The sequence below is a fragment of the Planotetraspora mira genome, assembly GCF_016863275.1.
GTDB lineage: Bacteria > Actinomycetota > Actinomycetes > Streptosporangiales > Streptosporangiaceae > Planotetraspora > Planotetraspora mira.
On sequence record NZ_BOOO01000024.1, the window covers coordinates 194,473 to 210,954 of the forward strand.

At 67.2% G+C, this 16,482-nt stretch carries 21 protein-coding genes; 10 read left to right on the forward strand and 11 right to left on the reverse strand.

Annotated features, from left to right (window positions below; all coding sequences use genetic code 11):
* The first annotated feature begins 24 nt into the window (after nucleotides 1-24).
* On the forward strand, nucleotides 25-525 hold the full coding sequence (locus Pmi06nite_RS23435; protein ID WP_203955226.1) for a GNAT family N-acetyltransferase: 501 nt from the start codon (nucleotides 25-27) through the stop codon (nucleotides 523-525).
* A gap of 100 nt (nucleotides 526-625) precedes the next feature.
* Here Pmi06nite_RS23435 and Pmi06nite_RS23440 read toward each other — a convergent pair whose 3' ends face one another.
* Both Pmi06nite_RS23440 and Pmi06nite_RS23445 read right to left on the reverse strand, forming a co-directional pair.
* Nucleotides 626-1,111, reverse strand: a complete 486-nt coding sequence (locus Pmi06nite_RS23440; protein WP_203955227.1) for an RDD family protein — start codon at nucleotides 1,109-1,111, stop codon at nucleotides 626-628.
* A 110-nt stretch (nucleotides 1,112-1,221) separates the two neighbouring features.
* Nucleotides 1,222-1,473, reverse strand: a complete 252-nt coding sequence (locus Pmi06nite_RS23445; protein WP_203955228.1) for a hypothetical protein — start codon at nucleotides 1,471-1,473, stop codon at nucleotides 1,222-1,224.
* A gap of 448 nt (nucleotides 1,474-1,921) precedes the next feature.
* On the opposite strand from Pmi06nite_RS23445, the gene Pmi06nite_RS23450 reads away from it, so the two are divergent.
* Nucleotides 1,922-2,344, forward strand: a complete 423-nt coding sequence (locus tag Pmi06nite_RS23450) for an STAS domain-containing protein (RefSeq protein WP_203955229.1) — start codon at nucleotides 1,922-1,924, stop codon at nucleotides 2,342-2,344.
* Nucleotides 2,345-2,363: 19 nt separating this feature from the next.
* Here the strand turns inward: Pmi06nite_RS23450 and Pmi06nite_RS23455 are convergent, their stop codons facing one another.
* On the reverse strand, nucleotides 2,364-2,585 hold the full coding sequence (locus Pmi06nite_RS23455; RefSeq protein WP_203955230.1) for a hypothetical protein: 222 nt from the start codon (nucleotides 2,583-2,585) through the stop codon (nucleotides 2,364-2,366).
* 196 nt (nucleotides 2,586-2,781) lie between these two features.
* Between Pmi06nite_RS23455 and Pmi06nite_RS23460 the strand changes: the two genes are divergently transcribed.
* Nucleotides 2,782-3,294 carry a DUF5994 family protein gene (locus Pmi06nite_RS23460; RefSeq protein WP_275409597.1) on the forward strand — a complete coding sequence of 171 codons (513 nt, stop codon included), beginning with the start codon at nucleotides 2,782-2,784 and terminating at the stop codon, nucleotides 3,292-3,294.
* Between the two features lie 230 nt (nucleotides 3,295-3,524).
* On the opposite strand, the gene Pmi06nite_RS23465 is transcribed toward Pmi06nite_RS23460, so the two are convergent.
* From Pmi06nite_RS23465 to Pmi06nite_RS23475, 3 genes are read right to left on the reverse strand one after another with little or no spacing between them, the layout of a single operon-like run.
* The gene (locus Pmi06nite_RS23465) at nucleotides 3,525-4,592 is read right to left on the reverse strand and encodes a sensor histidine kinase (protein WP_203955232.1); all 1,068 of its coding nucleotides are present in this window, start codon (nucleotides 4,590-4,592) and stop codon (nucleotides 3,525-3,527) included.
* Nucleotide 4,593: 1 nt separating this feature from the next.
* Nucleotides 4,594-6,102, reverse strand: coding sequence for a circadian clock protein KaiC (gene kaiC, locus Pmi06nite_RS23470; protein ID WP_203955233.1), 1,509 nt, complete (start codon nucleotides 6,100-6,102; stop codon nucleotides 4,594-4,596).
* A gap of 2 nt (nucleotides 6,103-6,104) precedes the next feature.
* On the reverse strand, nucleotides 6,105-6,404 hold the full coding sequence (locus Pmi06nite_RS23475) for a circadian clock KaiB family protein (RefSeq protein WP_203955234.1): 300 nt from the start codon (nucleotides 6,402-6,404) through the stop codon (nucleotides 6,105-6,107).
* Nucleotides 6,405-6,790: 386 nt separating this feature from the next.
* Here Pmi06nite_RS23475 and Pmi06nite_RS23480 point away from each other — a divergent pair, with 386 nt between their 5' ends.
* The gene (locus Pmi06nite_RS23480) at nucleotides 6,791-7,462 is read left to right on the forward strand and encodes a response regulator transcription factor (RefSeq protein ID WP_203955235.1); all 672 of its coding nucleotides are present in this window, start codon (nucleotides 6,791-6,793) and stop codon (nucleotides 7,460-7,462) included.
* A 244-nt stretch (nucleotides 7,463-7,706) separates the two neighbouring features.
* The gene (locus Pmi06nite_RS23485) at nucleotides 7,707-8,699 is read left to right on the forward strand and encodes a sensor histidine kinase (protein ID WP_203955236.1); all 993 of its coding nucleotides are present in this window, start codon (nucleotides 7,707-7,709) and stop codon (nucleotides 8,697-8,699) included.
* A 14-nt stretch (nucleotides 8,700-8,713) separates the two neighbouring features.
* Here Pmi06nite_RS23485 and Pmi06nite_RS23490 read toward each other — a convergent pair whose 3' ends face one another.
* Nucleotides 8,714-8,908, reverse strand: coding sequence for a LapA family protein (locus Pmi06nite_RS23490; protein ID WP_203955237.1), 195 nt, complete (start codon nucleotides 8,906-8,908; stop codon nucleotides 8,714-8,716).
* A 16-nt stretch (nucleotides 8,909-8,924) separates the two neighbouring features.
* Between Pmi06nite_RS23490 and Pmi06nite_RS42660 the strand changes: the two genes are divergently transcribed.
* Both Pmi06nite_RS42660 and Pmi06nite_RS23495 read left to right on the forward strand, forming a co-directional pair.
* Entirely contained in the window at nucleotides 8,925-9,047 is a 123-nt protein-coding gene (locus tag Pmi06nite_RS42660; RefSeq protein ID WP_275409598.1) for a hypothetical protein, read from the forward strand.
* Between the two features lie 361 nt (nucleotides 9,048-9,408).
* A complete protein-coding gene (locus Pmi06nite_RS23495) occupies nucleotides 9,409-9,798 on the forward strand; it encodes an STAS domain-containing protein (RefSeq protein WP_203955238.1) in 390 nt (129 codons plus the stop codon).
* Nucleotides 9,799-9,948: 150 nt separating this feature from the next.
* Here Pmi06nite_RS23495 and Pmi06nite_RS23500 read toward each other — a convergent pair whose 3' ends face one another.
* Complete coding sequence (locus tag Pmi06nite_RS23500) at nucleotides 9,949-10,122, reverse strand: CsbD family protein (protein ID WP_203955239.1); 174 nt, start codon at nucleotides 10,120-10,122, stop codon at nucleotides 9,949-9,951.
* A 333-nt stretch (nucleotides 10,123-10,455) separates the two neighbouring features.
* Here Pmi06nite_RS23500 and Pmi06nite_RS23505 point away from each other — a divergent pair, with 333 nt between their 5' ends.
* On the forward strand, nucleotides 10,456-11,388 hold the full coding sequence (locus tag Pmi06nite_RS23505) for a hypothetical protein (RefSeq protein ID WP_203955240.1): 933 nt from the start codon (nucleotides 10,456-10,458) through the stop codon (nucleotides 11,386-11,388).
* A 4-nt stretch (nucleotides 11,389-11,392) separates the two neighbouring features.
* On the opposite strand, the gene Pmi06nite_RS23510 is transcribed toward Pmi06nite_RS23505, so the two are convergent.
* From Pmi06nite_RS23510 to Pmi06nite_RS23520, 3 genes are all read right to left on the reverse strand, one after another.
* On the reverse strand, nucleotides 11,393-12,994 hold the full coding sequence (locus Pmi06nite_RS23510; protein WP_203955241.1) for a serine/threonine-protein kinase: 1,602 nt from the start codon (nucleotides 12,992-12,994) through the stop codon (nucleotides 11,393-11,395).
* Between the two features lie 269 nt (nucleotides 12,995-13,263).
* Nucleotides 13,264-13,842, reverse strand: coding sequence for a DUF1707 SHOCT-like domain-containing protein (locus Pmi06nite_RS23515; protein ID WP_203955242.1), 579 nt, complete (start codon nucleotides 13,840-13,842; stop codon nucleotides 13,264-13,266).
* Nucleotides 13,843-13,978: 136 nt separating this feature from the next.
* Nucleotides 13,979-14,557 (reverse strand): GNAT family N-acetyltransferase, encoded by a 579-nt coding sequence (locus tag Pmi06nite_RS23520; protein ID WP_203955243.1) that lies wholly within the window; start codon nucleotides 14,555-14,557, stop codon nucleotides 13,979-13,981.
* 112 nt (nucleotides 14,558-14,669) lie between these two features.
* Here Pmi06nite_RS23520 and Pmi06nite_RS23525 point away from each other — a divergent pair, with 112 nt between their 5' ends.
* Entirely contained in the window at nucleotides 14,670-15,230 is a 561-nt protein-coding gene (locus tag Pmi06nite_RS23525; protein ID WP_203955244.1) for an RNA polymerase sigma factor, read from the forward strand.
* Nucleotides 15,223-16,401 carry a CU044_5270 family protein gene (locus Pmi06nite_RS23530; RefSeq protein ID WP_203955245.1) on the forward strand — a complete coding sequence of 393 codons (1,179 nt, stop codon included), beginning with the start codon at nucleotides 15,223-15,225 and terminating at the stop codon, nucleotides 16,399-16,401. Before Pmi06nite_RS23525 ends, Pmi06nite_RS23530 begins: the two co-directional genes overlap by 8 nt.
* Nucleotides 16,402-16,482: the final 81 nt, after the last annotated feature.

Below are 16,482 nucleotides of genomic sequence, written 5' to 3' on the forward strand. Positions count from 1 at the left end.
TGCCCGCTGCCAGACTCGCTCAGCATGAGCGACGACGTGCGGTTGAGGGATGTAGAAGAAGCCGACCTGAGCCTGTTCTTCGAGCACGAGCACGACCCGGAAACGGTCCGGCGGTCGAAGTTCACTCCCCGGGAGCGGCAGGCCTTCATGAGCCACTGGGCCGCGAGGGTCCTGGGGGATCCCACGGTCTTCGTGCAGACGGTGACCGTGGACGGCGTGCCGGCCGGCAACGTCGTGGCCTGGTGGGAGCAGGACAGGCGATTCATCGGATACGTGTTCGGCCGCGAGTTCTGGGGCCGGGGCGTCGGCACCAAGGCGCTGACGCTCTTCCTGCGGCAGGAGAAGGCCCGCCCCCTGTACGCCGACCCCTTCGGAGGGAACGCCGGCTCGGTCCGGCTGCTGGAGAGATGCGGCTTCCGACGCGCCGGCACGGTGATGCACGGAGAGCACGAGCACATCATGCTGGTGCTGGACGAATCAGCGCCGGACGAATCGGTGCCGGACGAGGACCACGCCGACGGCTGACACCGGGCGCCCGCCGTCGCGGGTGACGCCGCTCGAGCGGTTCTTCAGGCAGTGAACTCCGGACCACTCGCCCGAGCGCGAAGCCTAGCCGTGCCTCTCGTCAGGCCTTCACAATCACGACCGTCTGTACGAGCTTGTCGTGAAGACACTGCCGGCGGCCGTCGAATCCGAACCACGTCGCGTCGATGAGGGCGATCACCCAGCCTGCGAAAGGGACGAGGGGCGCCCCGAGGAAGAAGAGCGCACGGATCAGGGCGTGGTGAAGCGCCGGCGCCCGGCCGGTGGAGAGCGATACGACCCTGATCTTCAATGCTCGCTTTCCGAGCGTCTGCCCCCAGCGTGCATGTGCAAGACCGAGGTACAGGACACCGAGAAGAGTCTGAGCGGCGACGAGAGCCCAAATGCTCGGATTGCTCCCCCAGGGATTCATCGTCGAGGAGTCGTCGGCGGCCAGCACGGAGTCCCCGACGAGGGCGGTAGGGATGGCGGCAATCAAGCCGACGATGATCGTGTCGATGACACCGGCCGTGAGACGGCGAAGGACGCCTGCCCCCTGCTCGACGAGTTGGGAGGAAATCTCGGTCACGCGGCAAGTGTGCCGTAAAGATCGCAGTTCGACCGATCCTTAGCGCGGGGCCGAACGCCCGTCACCTACGGGGCCGGTGAAGCGCCCGGGTGCCCTGGTCCCGCTCCGGCTCAGAGATCTATGCCTCTGCCTTCCTTGTACGGCACGAGCCAGGCGAACGCGACGCCGGCGAAGTTCACCAGCATGGTGTGCTGAGCGCGGGTTCCGGTCTCGGAGACGCGGAGCCGGATCACCGAACCCTCTTTCATCCATGCCGCGATGTCGTCTTCGGTCGGCTCGTCACCGTGCAGTCGCAGGGTCACGTCATGGGGCTGACCGGCCATCCGGAGGTGAAGCTCGCACGTGGGCTCGCTGTCGGCCATGGTCCCCGTCCATGTCGTGATTCCACCGGATTGTCTGATGCCACGGTGAACGTACCCCGGCTGGGTGCACGTCACCGATCACCCGGCAGGTGGATACTCCGCCTTTACCGAATGCGACTCCGCAGGCCGCTGACTCCGCGGTTCCCCGGCAGGCCGCTGAAATTTTGCGCCGGTCGGCCGCCCGCCGCGTTACTCATAACGACGATGACGATTCATCCGGAAAAGCCATTATTTATTAGGGCGTGCTATGTCCCAAAGGCAACTCTGGTCGCCTTTGGAAGGTCGCCTGAAGAGGGCTGCCACCTGCGACGGAGGCGCTCAGGTGCCTGAAGGGGGTAGATTAGGCGGCACCGCGGAAATTTCGTGCGTTGGCATCCGGGTCGGCGTCGCCCGAGGCGAAAAAACAACTTCGGTTTCTCTCAATGGGGCCGAGACAGGTCAGTCGACTATGGCGCCGACGCACATCTGCCGCATCGCATCACCCGTCCCCGGGGTCGCCGACTCCCGGGGGCCTCTGAGCAAAGCTCATGTCGCCACCATCGTCGAGTTGGACGGGGAGATCGACATCTCCACCAGTCCGGCTCTGCGCGAGCGCCTCCTCCGCACCATGCGACGCAGCACGAGCCTGCTCATCTGCGACCTGTCCCGGGTGTCGTTCTGTGATTCCTCCGGTATGGCCGTCCTGGTCGGCATCCAACGACGCGCCAGGGCGATGGGCATCACCATGGGCCTGGCCGCACCCCGCCCCCCTGAGGCCGAACTGCTGCGCCTCACCGGCCTCGACCGCGGCTTCACGCTGTACGAGAACGTCTCAGATGGGCAGTCCGGGCAGCGCGCCGGGACGGCGACCTGGGTGCGCTGCGCCTCCTGAGCGCTGACCGAGGTGGGAATCAGTGGTCGGCGTCTCTGGAGTCTCTGGCCTCGTGCCGGTGCCGCGTCGGCTCGGGCTCGTCGCCACGCGCGAGAGACTGCCGCACCCGCTGCCGGGCCTGATGCTCTTGAACGGTGGCGTCCTTGCCGACACCACCATGGGAGTCCTCGACGTCGTGCGTGTGCCGGTGGTCGTCCTGCTCTTGCAACCTGGACGGCCGGGTGTTTTTCGTGCGGCTCATCGCGCACCTCCTGGGTGCTTGCCCCAACTTGACCCTACGCCCGTGTGGGTCGGGCCGAGACCGCCAGGTCCGTTCGGCCCGTCGAAGAGTAGGCTGAATTCACCGAGGACATTTCGAATGCCGGCAATCGCGTCGGCACCGTCCGCGGCGTTTCACGACCGCAGCCCCGACCAAGGCTGAGACAGGTCGGCCGATCATGTCGCTGACGCAGATTCCCTCGTCTTCTACGAATCTCCTCGCTCGCGCTCCTTCAGGAAAGCCGCCTCACGCGCCTGCCGTACGGCTGAGCCTGGAACCCATTCGTGGCCGCATGCGGGCCGTGGACGGGGCATGGTGGCCACGGTCGACAGACGCGGCGGCCGAACTCCCGGGCCTCATCGCGGCCGTCGACCGCAGGACCGGGGAGATGACTCTCCGGGTGGGACTGCACGTGGACGCCTGGGACGACATTCCGCATCGCATTCCCGTCCCTGGCCGGGCCGTACGGGTCGGATGGTTCCGTTCCATGGACCGCCGGCTGGTCAGCCTGACCATGAGAGGCCGGGACACGATCACCCTGCGGGTCATCGCGCCGGAGACCACGCAGGAATCGGCAAGGGCGATATTCGCAGAGGCCACCGGTGATGCGAAAGCCGTACCTCCCGATGGGGCCCAAACGGAGGAACAGAATGCCTGGGATAACGAGGGCGGCCGGTTCGGCGCCGGGTGAGGCATCTCTGAGAACGGCCAGTGATCACCGCGATCATCTGAGGTGATCGGCTCTTCTTATAGCGCCGGTTTCCCCGATGACCCGCGCGGGGCTTTGATGGTCCGGAGGGGCCGCGGTCCACCGGGACCGGACCTTCCCGGAGCGGCTCCGCAGGGCGCCCAGGCCGGAGAGACGTGATCGTCGGCGTATTGGCTGACCCGTCGCCTCCGCCGGGCGCTCTGGACTGGTGGCTATGGCGCTCGTCGCAGGCGGAGCCAGAAGCAGGCACCGCCGTCCTTGCTCGTTTCGTACCAGGTTTCGCCGCCGTTGCCCTGAGCCAGACGGCGGACGATCCACAGCCCGAGCCCTGTTCCCTCTGTCTCCTGGCCGACACCCGGCTCACGGGTGAAACGTTCGAACAGCCGGGGCACGAAAGCCTGAGGCACGCCCGGCCCGTGGTCGGACACCCGAATCCGCACCCAGCCGTTCTGGGCGCGTGCGGACACTTCGATCGGCGGCCGCCCGTAGGCGAAGGCGTTGTCCAGGAGATTTTCGAGCATCGCGGAGAACTCTTTGCGATCGACCAGGGCCACCAGCGTCGCGCTGCAGGACAGGTGGACATCCTGGGCTCGTTTGTCGAGCTCGCCCAGCCGTTCAAGGATCACCTCGAGTACGGTGACACGTTCCAGGCGGGCGGACGGGCCTGTCGCGTCGATGGTCGCCGCGGTGAGGAGCTTCCTTACGAGCCCTTGAAGGCGAGCCGTACGGTCGGCGATGCGGTCGATGATCTCGGCCTTCTGCTCCTCGGCGAGCGCGACCAGCCGATTACGCAGGACGTCCACGAGGATGCTGATCGTGGCCAGAGGGTTGTGGAGTTCATGGGCCGCGATGGAGACCGCCACGTTCTGGCGCTCCAGGGCCGCGGCCAGTTCCCGCTCGACGTGGTCGCGGCGAGTGACGTCCCGGAGCGCCGCGACGTACAGGGGCTCGTCTTCCAAGGTCGTGGCGGTGACTCGCATCTCGACCACACGCCTGCCTCCGCTGGGCAGCATCAAGTCGATCTCGGTCGCCGCACCGGCGACGATGGGGAAGCCGAACGGGGTGCCGACGAGTTTCCGCGCCGGGCGATCGAAGAGCTGCGCGGCGGCCGGGTTGCACAGGCGCACGATGCCTTGTTCGTCTACCGCGACGATCCCGTCCGCCGAGGCCGAGACGATCACCTGGTCGATGGTGCCCGCCATCCCGTCCTCACCGGCCCGGCCCGGTCCGGAGCCTGCCGCAGCCTTCCTGCCAGGCGAGGCCTCTCCGTCGGACGTCACCCTACGGCCCTTCTGTTTCCTCGGTGTCCGGCCACAGACGTGCAGTCCCGACAGTTCCCCTGAGGACATGCGAGATGCCGCGCAGAGGATCGCCGATCCGCATGCCGGCCTCGTCGATCGTGACCTCGCGAACGCTCTGGTCATGGGCGGAGGCCCGCGACTGGAGCACGGTGATGGCGCGGCGGATCTCGCCGACGCGCTCCATGTACTCGAGCAGGATCCATACGTCGGCCAGGCCGGCGATCTCCCCGGTGACCGTGGACGTGCCCGCCGGCATGAGACGCCCGGTGGGTGAAGCCGTGAGAACCGTGGTGATCTCTTTCTGGCGGAGCACCGCCATCAGCGCGATGACGAAGTCGAACAGGGATCGGGGCGAGACGACGCGTTCGAGAGCGGACAACGTGTCGATGACCAGCCGACTGGGCGCGAACTCCTCTATGGCCCGCCTGAGCCGTAGGAAGTGGTCCTCAGGGGAGGCCTCCTCGGGGTAGCCGGACACGACCCGGAGCAACCCCGAGTCCCGCATGGCCTTGAGATCCAGGCCCCACCCGGCGGCGTTGCGGAAGAGTTGCTCCTGGGTCTCGTCGAAGGTGCAGATCAGGCAGCGTTCGCCGGCTGCCAGCCCGGCCGACACGAAGCGCAGACTGGTGAGCGTCTTGCCTGTGCCGCTGGGGCCGGAGATCAAAATGATCGCGTCCCGGTAGAAGCCGCCGCCGCACATCTCGTCCAGCTTGCCGTTCCCGGAAGTGACCCGCTCCAGCGACGCGTGGCCGGACGGCGTCAGGAACGCGACGGGGACGACCACGATCCCGTCCTGCGGGTCGATGGTGAAGAGCCATTCCCCTGTGCGGTGCGGGGCACCGCGGAACTTGACGATCTCGACGGTCCGGCTTCGCCGCCCTCGCTGCAGCACATTGCGGAGGATGATCACGTTGTCGAGCACGAACTGCTCAACCCCGTACCGAGTCACGCCGTCGTACTCCTCGGGCCGCTCCGCGGTGAGCACCGAGGTGACCCCGAGATCTTCGAGAGTGGAGGCGATCTGGAAAAGCTCGTGACGAACGGTGCTGAAGTCGGCGAACCGGGTGAAGATCGCGCCCAGTGAGTCGAGTGAGACCCGCTGGGCCCCGGTCTGGCGGACCGCGTGCTGGATGCGGGCCAGCAGCGCGCCGAAGTCGAAGGCTCCCACGGCCGGTGCCTCATCGCCGATGCCCGCTGACGCGTCGACGAAGGCCCACCTGTGCTCGCCTTCCCACTGCTCGATGGGGAAGCCGAGCGAGGCCACATTGCGCCGGATGTCGGTGGCCGTCTCCTCGAAGGTGACGAAGACTCCAGGCTCGCCGAAGTGCGTTATCCCGCGGGAGAGGAACTCGACGGCGAACAAGGTCTTCCCGCTGCCGGTCGTGCCGCTCACCAGCGTGGACCTGTGGGCGGGCAGCCCTCCCAGAGCGACATGGTCGAAGCCGTTGATCCCCGTGGGAATTCGCTCGATCGGGTTGCTCCCAGCCATCGTCACTGCCTTTCCGGGGGCAATTTCTCGTGGTTCGGGAGGCCGAGGGCGACAGCGGCGCGGCCGTGATCGGACAGGTCCCCGATCACCCGACGCTGCGGTGGCGGGGCAAGCCTGACCACCGTCGGGGTGGCCAGGACCGACCTCTCCTCCGCCAGGTCGGGCCGCTCGCCGGCGTCGATGACCTCGACCTCGTACGTGCCGGGAACAAGGGCGTCGCACAGGAACCGCAGGTTGGCTTCCGCGGCCTTGGAGCGATCGGTGTTCCCCGCCACGTACAGCAGAAATGAATACCTGGTCACCCGTGGACCCGGGGCCTCGCCAAGCGTGATCTCGCTCGCCCCTTCACGTACGTATGAGCCATCGCGTCACACTCCGTCTCGCGAATCCGCGACCAGAACCCGCTGACCTGGACGAACCGGACTTGCTCCTCACGATTCGCACACGTAACGTCACGAATGGGCGTCCAAAAAACGGGTCGGGACGCCGTCCGTTCCTCCGCGACGGACAGCCATCACTCCAGGCTTGCGAACACTCTGCGTATACATCAATTTACGTCTCGCACAGTTGATCGGGTGAACCAGGCCCCGCCGGCCAGCGGATCGCACCGCGTGAAGCGAGCAGCAGCTATGAGTCGAGAAATGCCACGGCCGACAGCCAGCAGGGATATCCGATGATCCGAGTTCTCGTGGTCGAGGACCAGCAGGCACTCGCCGGCGCGCTGGAGATCGCCATCGACGCCCAGCCTGACCTCGATTGTGTGGGTGCCACGGGAACGATCGAGACGGCCATCCCGCTCGCGGCCGCACACAGCCCCGACGTCGTCCTCATGGACATCCATTTGCCCGGGACCGACGGAATCGAGGGCACGAGACGGATCAAGGCCTGTCATCCGAAGGTTCGCGTCGTCATCCTGACGGCGGACGCCACCCCCGACCTCCTCATGGCCGCCGCTGACGCGGGGGCTGCCGGGTTTCTCGCGAAGGACAGTAGCTTTCCGGACATTTTGCGAGTGATTCGCGCCATGGTCGACCAGAAGATCATCGTGCTTGAGGGCGACGCGCTCAAAGTGCTCCTCGACGAGGCGCGGTCCAGCACATCCTCGCGAATCGGCCGGGACAACTGGGCGAAGCTGACCGAACGTGAATTGGAAGTGCTGGAGCTGATGGGGGAAGGGCTTGACGCCCGGGCGATCGCCGAACGACTCGTCGTGAGCCTGCACACCGCCCGCGGCCACATCAAGCACGTGATGATGAAGCTGGGAGTGCACAGTCAGCTCGAGGCGGTGGTGGTCGCCATCCGGACGCAGCTTCTCGATTCACGGGGCATCCGGCCGAGGTCCCCGTTTCGGCCCATCTGAGGGTCATCAACGGACCACCTGAGGGTGGTGGACCGCAGGCCTGCTTCCTAGCCTTAAAGAAAAGGTCGCACTTCGTTCAGGTGATCGGCTGGGAACCTCCTGTTGGTGCGAATGGGGGTTCTGTCGCGAATGGAGCGGCGGCGGTGTGCTTCCCGATGCTGAATTCCATGACCATCCGGCCATTTCGACATCATGTGCCGACCGAGACACCGACAACGGTCGGATGTGAGAAGGAAAGGCTGACATGGAGATGAAACACCTGACCGGATTGTGCGACTACATCGACAGGCTCGAGATTCCCTCGGATACCCGAATGGTGTGCTGCGAGATTCCCGGGTTCTCCAGTGAGGACGCGATCGCCCGGACCGTACGGACCGTCACCGGCAGGCTCGGACGCCTCACTCAGGCACTGCGGCGACAACAACGGTTCGCCTCCGACGTCTCCCACGAGCTGCGTAACCCCCTCGCGGGGCTGCGCACGGAGCTGGAGGAGGCTCAAATGCATCCTGACTGTGACGACTTTCACGACGTACTCGATCGGGCGTTGCGGGATATCAGCCGGCTCGAATCGGTCGTCAACGATCTGCTGCTGCTGTCCCGGGCCGGCAGCGGTGTGTCGGCCGAATGGGAGCCGGTGGATCTGTCGCGGCTGGTCCAGGATGAGGTCTCCCGGCGGACGGACCGGCTCGGGGTGGAGTTGCGGCTCGTCCCCGAGGCGAACGTGAGCAGCGTCCGCGTTCAGATCATCCGGGTGCTGACCAACCTGCTGGACAACGCACAGCGCCATGGGGAACGGACGGTGCGGGTCGAGGTCACGTGTGATGCGGAGACGGCGGAACTGTCCGTCTCCGATGACGGAGAAGGGATCGCCGAGGTCGACAGGGAACGAATCTTCGATCGATTCAGCCGGCTCGACGCCGCGCGCAGACGCGACTGCAGTGGCACCGGCCTCGGCCTGGCCATCGCCCGTGAAATCGCCCAGGCCCACCATGGGACCCTGGCAGCCGGAAACTCCTCCAGCGGAGGCGCACGCTTCGCTTTGCGCCTGCCACTCGTGGGCCGCACGTCACGACCCCCGCCCCCTGGCCTGGGTCTGGGACCACCGGGCCCGTGCGGTGGGACGATGCGGATCTGCGCCAGAAGCGCAGCCGCCCCATGCGAACTGTGTCGGTACGTGGATCACGTCACCGAATCGATCGTTTCGGGTGATCTAGACATCGTCGACGTCCCGATATGAGGCGATGTGTGATGTCAGTCGCGACGTCCATGAATGAGACGGCGTAACTGGGTGATCCGAGCGGTGCCGAACACCAGAGTGAGGAGAATCCCGCCGACCAGGGCGATCAGCAGCGCGATCGCCAGGGGCAGCGTGCCGTGCAAGCCCAGGAACGAGACCTCCACGCCACGCGTGTTCTGCACCATGAAAACAATCAACGCGACGAACACGGCCGCGGTACTCCAAATGCCGGCCCATATCGCGCCCATCCTGGTGCGGGGCACCGTTCGGATCTTCGCCGGAGAGGCGGGGGCGGGCTGGGTGGGCAGGTCCGGGGGAGTCACGTCCTGGGGCGAGGAGACGTTGTGAGTGCGGTGAAGAACGGACATGACATCCCTTTCAGGGGGCCGGTGTAGCTGGCAGCCTCCGAGTGGGATGTCGACATTTCCCGGTTATTTCTATTGTACGTCTATATTTTAGATAATTCGTATTCTCAGGAATGCGCTTCAATCCGAATCGGAAAAGGATCTCCCGTTCGGGAGCGCTCGGATGGCGGACTCGAACCCGTCCGTCGTGGAGCTGTGCCGCTTGCCCGGAACCTTCAGGTCTGTCCGTCGGCCGAAGGTTCATATGGAGGGTGCCGATGGTCATCACCCGCAGTGATGACCCTTCCTGATATCGCTCGTTTCCGCAGGTGGTAGGCGCGGATTAACTAGGACCATCTGAGGCCATGAGCATCGCCAGCCGCGCCTGCCGCTTGGAGGTTCGAATGGATCCGTCATCCTGCACCCATCCCCTATGGATGGTCTGCCGCGTCACTGGCGAGGTCGACATCGCCACCGCGCACGCACTTCGCGAACATCTGCTGACTGCCTTGGACCAGCCGGGACACCGGATTCTCCTCGACCTGTCCGCAGTCACCTTCATGGATGCCAGTGGGCTGGATGTGCTCGTCTTCGTCAAACGCATGGCCGTACGGCGGGGCGGGGCATTGCGCCTCCTCGCCCCGCCTGCGGCGATCTGCCGGTTGCTGACGGCCAGCGGTCTGCTCGGTCACTTCGCAATGAGCCACGAACTGGAGGCCCCGGAGCAGACCGAACTGATCCTGCCGGCCACCTGAACCACCGCGCGGTATGACGAGGCCCCTGCCGGCGGGCCTACTTCAGGATGGGATGCTCCAGCACCCAGAGCGGCCGTGAAAAATCGTGGAGCTCGGGGCACCCGGGCAGGGCCGGCTCATGGCCTGAGCCCCGCCCGGGTGGGTCACGGATCAGCGCCTGAAGGCGTCCTTGACCTTCGTGCCGGACTGCTTCAGGTTGGCCAGGACCCGGTTGGTCGTGCCCTCGGTCTCCAGCCGCTGGTCTCCGGTGGCGCGGCCGAGTCGCTGCTTGGCCCTGCCGGTGATGGCCTGTGCCCTGTCTCTTAGCTTCGTGGTCAACTTCATGGCGGTTTCCCTTCGCCTCTGGCCATCACCCGGGTAGCCCGTGAATTCGTCTCCGAACGAGCCGTGTCCGTACACCTGCGAACGCTCGGTACCGGCGCCGGCAACAGGTGGGTGGCGTGAAGCCCACTGTCCTCCTCGGCATGTGCGGGGGAAACGGGCAACTGCCGGGTCGGTTATCACCGGAACCGATGAGCGAGCGTGCACGATGGCTGACAAGTCACCATTGATCAACACCTGCGGTGCCGGAAAGATGAACGGGCCTGGGCGTCCGCGTTCGAGAGATCGAAAGCGTCGGGCAACCGGATTGCAAGTGGGCTCCGAAGAATGGTTGACATGGCAAATATCTCCTCAGTGCGTCTCGCGCAGGCCCGATACGGCGCTCTCCTCGTCCTCTCGTCGGCGTTGATCACCGGATGCGGCCTCGCCAGTGGTGAGGCCAAGAGCGCCGACGTCCCTCCGGTGCAGATTGCCAGCAGTGTGAGCGCTGAACCTGTCGAAAGCGCGCCCGCACCGGCTCAGAGCGTGCCCGCACCGGCTGAGAGCGCGCCTGTTCAGGTTGAAAGCACGCCTGTTCCGACCGGGCTCGGCGGGCAGACCTCCTCAGCGGCCGTGGAACCGGGCGGAATCCTGGTCGACGGCAGCACGGTCTCGGCCGAGCTGACCCGCGCAGGGCAGAGGGACAAGTTCAAACTGGATCTGGGCGACGCCAGGGAGTTCTACGTTGCCGACATGGAGGGCGACGGCATCCAGTTCCAGGTGTTCTCCGACGTTGACGACGAGCCCGTGGGCTTCGCCGGCACCAGCCTCACCGCCGGCACGTCGCTCAGCCAGAAGCTGACCAAGGCGGGCGGGTACCGGCTGGAGATCTGGGGGAACCCGAACGTCGTCGGACCGTACAGCTTCCGGATCGCGACCGTGAAGGTCCGCACGTTCCCCGCGACGATCGGCCTGAAGATCGGCCAGGACGGCCCCGCCGGGGCGGGCCGGTTGGACGTGCCCGGCAGGATCGACCGGTTCGAGTTCGACGCGGACGGCGCCAAGGCCGTCAAGATCATCGGGTCGGCCGCCGGGACGTGCAACAACATGGACATCGAGCTCTACGACGCCAGTGAGAAGGACCTTGCCGACCCCCGGCAGCCCGCCCCGCTCTGCGGCAACGAGTTCGACCTCCCGCTCACGAGCGGAGACGGGCGCTACGCACTGGTCGTCAGATCACCCATGGTGAAGACGGGAACGTACTCCTTCCAGGTCGTGCGGGCCGGCTGAACGGTCAGGAGCGGCGCAGGCTCCCGTGGTACGTCAGGTAGCCTGCGCCCTCCTGCCCCACGTAGTCCAGAGTGCCGGGGCCGTTCAGGGTGAGGGACATGTCTCCGCCCACGCACAGATCCTTTTGCGCCACATTCATTTCGAGCTCGGTGTCGCTCTTGACGCGGGTCAGCGTGACCGGCTGCGTGCAGCCCTCTTTCGCGAATGTCCCGCCGGGTTGTCCCTGCTTCAGGGTGATCGTGACATCGGCGGTCTTCTTGCGGTCGTCCTCGGATTCGACCTGTCCCGTCCAGGTCCCCGCGAAGGCCGACGAGATGCCACCTGCGGAGCTCCCGGACGAGCCCGTGGATTCGGACGAGCCCGTGGTCGTCGTGAGGGAAGGCGCCGGGGCTGGTTCGGACGTCGATTCCCCGTCCGGCGTCGACTCCTGGTCGACGGTCGTACCAGGCTCCGCCTGGACGCGCGGCCGCTCGCTCGCGGTCGAGTCGGCCGTCATCCCGTTCGCGTAAAGCACGCCGACCACTGCGAGAGCCGCGACTGCGACGCCGACCACCGGCACGGCCACACGCCGCACCTTCCGCCCGGCCTGCCCGCCGTACGGCACTGCCAAGGGAGCCGTGTCGGCTCCGCCGCCGAGGTCACGGCGTGTGGACGCGGGCAGGTCGGCAGGGAGCAGCTTGGTCGCGGCAGGACCGGACCCGATCGGGCTCTGGACCGCAGGGTCCTGGACGGCCGGGCCGGGCTGGGACCAGCCGGACGGGACGTACGCGGTGGGGACCGGGCCGACATCCGGGACGGACACGGTGGAGGCTCCGGGGTCGACCAGGCGGACCAGGAGCGAGCGGGCGGATGGACGGGCCCGCGGGTCCTTCGCGAGGCAGGCGGACAGGACGCCGCGCAGGCCCTCGGGCACGCTGGTGAGGTCGGGATCCTCCGTGAGGATGCGGTTGAAGACCGCGGCGACGGTGTCGGCGCCGAAGGGTGAACGGCCACTCGCGGCGTAGACCATGGTGGAGGCCCAGGCGAACACGTCGGCCGCAGGAGACCCGTGGACTCCCTTGAGCTGCTCCGGCGCCATGTAAGGCGGGGTGCCCGACAACGCCGAAGGGGCCGTGTCGGCGTCGAGCGGGCGGGCGATGCCGAAGTCGACCACGCGTGGCCCGTCGGGCCCGATCAGCACGTTGGCCGGCTTGAAGTCTCGGTGAACGACACCGGCGCCGTGGATCGCCGCCAGGGCGGAAGCCGTACCGACAGCGAGCCGATCGAGGTCGCCGTCCCGCAGGGGCCCGTCGTCACGCACCCGGTCCTGCAGCGAGGGGCCCGCGACGAACTCGCTCACCACATAGGGGTCCGGCCGGTCGAGGTCGGCGACCAGCACGCGGGCCGTACAGAAGGGCGCCACTCGGCGAGCCGACTCGAGTTCCCTGGCGAGCCGCCGACGGGTGTCGGGATCCGTGCCGCCCTTGAGGACCTTGATCGCCACACGCTCGCCGGACGCGGACCGTCCCTCGTAGACGATCCCCTGGCCTCCCTCGCCCAGACGTCCCACGACCTGGAACGCTCCCAGCTCGTGCGGGTCTCCCGGCATCAGCGGGCCTGCGGCCATGAAACTCCTCCATGCGCGTGTGCGGTTACTCGGGTCAGTGACGCGGACGCCGGGGCTCTGCGGTCGTCGTCCGGGGCGAACGGGGGGAGGGGCCTGGTGCTCGCCTGCTCACCAAGGCTGAGCGCCTCCACGTGGGGGACCTCGCCGGTCTCCGGCAACGTGTCAGCGCCAAGGGGCGAACATGGTCCTCAGGGCTTCGGCGGCGACGAATGTCCGGCGTGACGTCGCTGACCGCGGTCCGCGGCGGGACGCCATGTCATGCGCACCGGTCACCAATGCCATCCCCACAGGCGACGCTGATGCCGTACCGTCAGCCCGCCGCCGCGCTGCTTGCCGCGCACGACGAAATGCAGGCCGTCCCCCGGGACTGGAAGAGCGGGCACCCCCCGTACGTGGGAGTTGCCCGCGATGAACTCGACGTTCTCGATGTCGACGGAGGCGCCGCGCGGCAGCACGAGCGTGGTGGAGCCGGCGAGCACGTCGAGTTCGATCTCAACCACCCGATGGGCGATGAGGGCTTCGGTGAAGTCGAGCTTCACCGACCCGGCCTTGGCCGTCACCTGGATTCGCCTGGCCACCACCCAAGGACCGCGCCTCTTCAGGCTGGCCGCCGTGGTGCGCAACTGGGTCAGTTCCGGGGCCGGTGGCGCCGTCCCCGGAAGGTCCGCGATGAGCGGCTCGATCTCGCTGAACACACGCGCTGAGAGCACCCCGTTCAACCGCTGCTCGAACTCCTCCTGAGTGATGCGGCCCTCGCCGAAGGCCGTATGCAGCCTTTCGGTGACCCGCTCACGATCAGCGTCGGACATCCGCAACTCTGGGGGGTGCGGCACGAACTCTCCGCTCACGCCATGACTCTAGACGCTGGGAATTGAAATTCGGAGACGCCGGCGTCATCAGATTGGTGAACGCTCGAACGATTGCGATTCAGCGGATTTCAACGTGGGCCCGCCGGATGGGATTCATGCTGTGGCCGCCGGGCGGCTAAGGCGTCAATGGCCCGATGAGGTCAGGTGTGGTGCCGATGTGCGCCGATGCGTTGACGGCGGCCGGGTTCCAGGTGAACTCGACTACGGGTAGTTCAAAGCCTGCGGGGAAGCGTTCCACGAACTCTCGTGTGGCCTCGCCGCCGTTTCGCTCGTAGAAGCCGACGGCCGGCGCGTTGTCACGGAGCACCTCCAAGTAGACGGCCTTGCCGGGATGATGGGCGGCCGCCCAGGTGAAGGCGTGTCGCATGAGCTGACGGCCGATGCCCGAACGTTTGCGCGTGGGGAGCACGTGAAGGTTGTCCAGCAGGATCCGGCCGTCGGGCTGCAGCAACAGATAGACGAAGCCCTGAAGCGCGGTGTCCTCCACAGCCACGACCAGAGAGGCGGAGCCCTCTCCCGCAGGCTCAGACGCGGACGACGCGAGTCGCGTGATCCACATGGCCCTGCGCTCTTCCAGTAGCGATCCGTTGAGGTAGGCGGCGGGCATGATTCCGGCGTAGGCGGTCTTCCAGCTCTCGGTGTGCAGCACTGCGATGCGTTCCGCGTCGTCCTTCGTGCCCGTTCTGAAGTGCATGGGTCTAGAGGGTTCCATGGCCGCCTCGGACCGCGCCTCGGGGGGCGGAAAGCAGAAGCCGGTTGCGGGTGATACCCATGTGACCGCCATCCGCGCCATGGAAAGGCATCACATGACAGGGGACTCCCCGTCCCGCCCGGCCGAGCGTTTCGACGAGGTCTTCGACGTCTACTTCGTCGAGATCCACCGGTACGCGGCCAAGCGGCTCGGACCGGACGCCGCCGCCGACGTCGCGGCGCAGACGTTCCTGGAGGCGTTCCGGCAACGTGGACGCTACGACCCGGAGCGCGCGAACGTGCGCACCTGGCTGTACGGCATCGCCACCAAGGTGGTCGGCAGGCACCAGCGGGCCGAGATGCGCGCGCTGCGGGCGGGCGCCCGCCTCGGCCCGGGCCGCAGTGACACCGAGGAGCACACCGAACGGGTCGATTCGCGGGTCAGCGCCGAGGGACTGCGAGGCGAACTCGCCGGGGCGATAGCGGCGCTGCCGCGCGGGCAGCGCGACGTGCTGCTGCTCGTGGCCCTGGCCGACCTCAGCCACGACGAGGTCGCGGCGGCGCTGGGGATCTCCTACGGCACGGTCGGCTCCCGCCTGAACCGTGCCCGAACCACGCTGCGCAAGGCGCTGGGCGGGACCAATCCGATGCTCACTCTGGAGGAACAGCATGGATGAAGTGCGGATGGTCCGGGAGTCCTATCCTGAGCCCGCCCCGCCCACCGCCCGGGAGATCGCCCAGGCGAAGGCACTGCTGAGCGAGCCGCCGCGCCGTTCACTGCCCCGGCTGCGGTGGGGGCTGGGAGGCGTGCTCGCGGCGGCCGCGGCGGCGACCGTTGCGATCACGCTCGCCGGGGGAAACGCGGTCGTCGGAGGGAACGCGCCCGTCGGCGGGAACGCGGTCGGCCCGCAACCCGGCACGGTGAACCTGGACGCCAAGGGGGCGATCCTCGCGGCGGCGGAGAAGGCGGAAGAGCAGCCGACCGGCAAGTACTGGTACATCGATCAGATCGATGGCCAGTCCTACATCATGCGTCCGAAGACCGGGACCTACGCGATCACCGGGGCGCACAGCGAGACGTTCGGCTGGTGGGGCGCGAAGCCCGGCATGGGTGAGGCGTTCTACGGCCGTGACCTCGCGGCCCACCCGTCATCCCCGGCGGACGTGGCGCTGTGGAAGGGTGCCGGGTCGCCGTCGAGCTTCCGCGTCTGGTCGAGCGACCACTACTACACCTACACCGCCAAGTCGACGAAGTGGCAGGCGCACGGCCAGACGAACGCCAGTGGCGGCGGGGACTTCCCGGGCGGGATCTCGGCCGAGGACCTGCGGAACCTGCCGACCGACCCGGCCAAGCTGGCTGAGAGGTTCCTGAGCGATATGGAGATGGGCAAGGCGTTGGGCCGGAAGCCGCAGGACCCGGCCGGACATCAGCAGTACCCCGGCGTCAAGATCATGAGGGTGGCCTCACTCCTGGCCGCCCCGTTGCCACCGAAGGTTCGGGCGGGCCTGATGCGGGCGCTGGCCGACCAGCCGGGCATCCACTCGATCGGCCGCGTCACCGACCCGCTGGGTCGCCGGGGCGTGGCACTGGCCGCCGACGACCGCGCCTTCACGGTCACCGGCGAGTTCGGCGCGCCGAAGGCCGAGCAGGGCACCTACCGCTCCCGAGCGGTGATCGTGTTCGATGAGCGCACCGGCGCGGTGCTGTCCGAGCAGGAGGCGCTGACCAAGCCCGGCGGCCCGTACGCCGAGATGAAGCCGGGCTTCATCATCAACTACTTGACCCTGCGCTCGGCACAGTGGACCGACACCAAGCCGACTCCCCCGGCCGAACTGCCGTTCAGCTAACCCTTCGACCGGTCCATCGGCCAGGCCGTCCAGGAAGGCGTCCAGGCCGAAGGCGAAACGTCCAGTGCCTCGTCGCTCTCG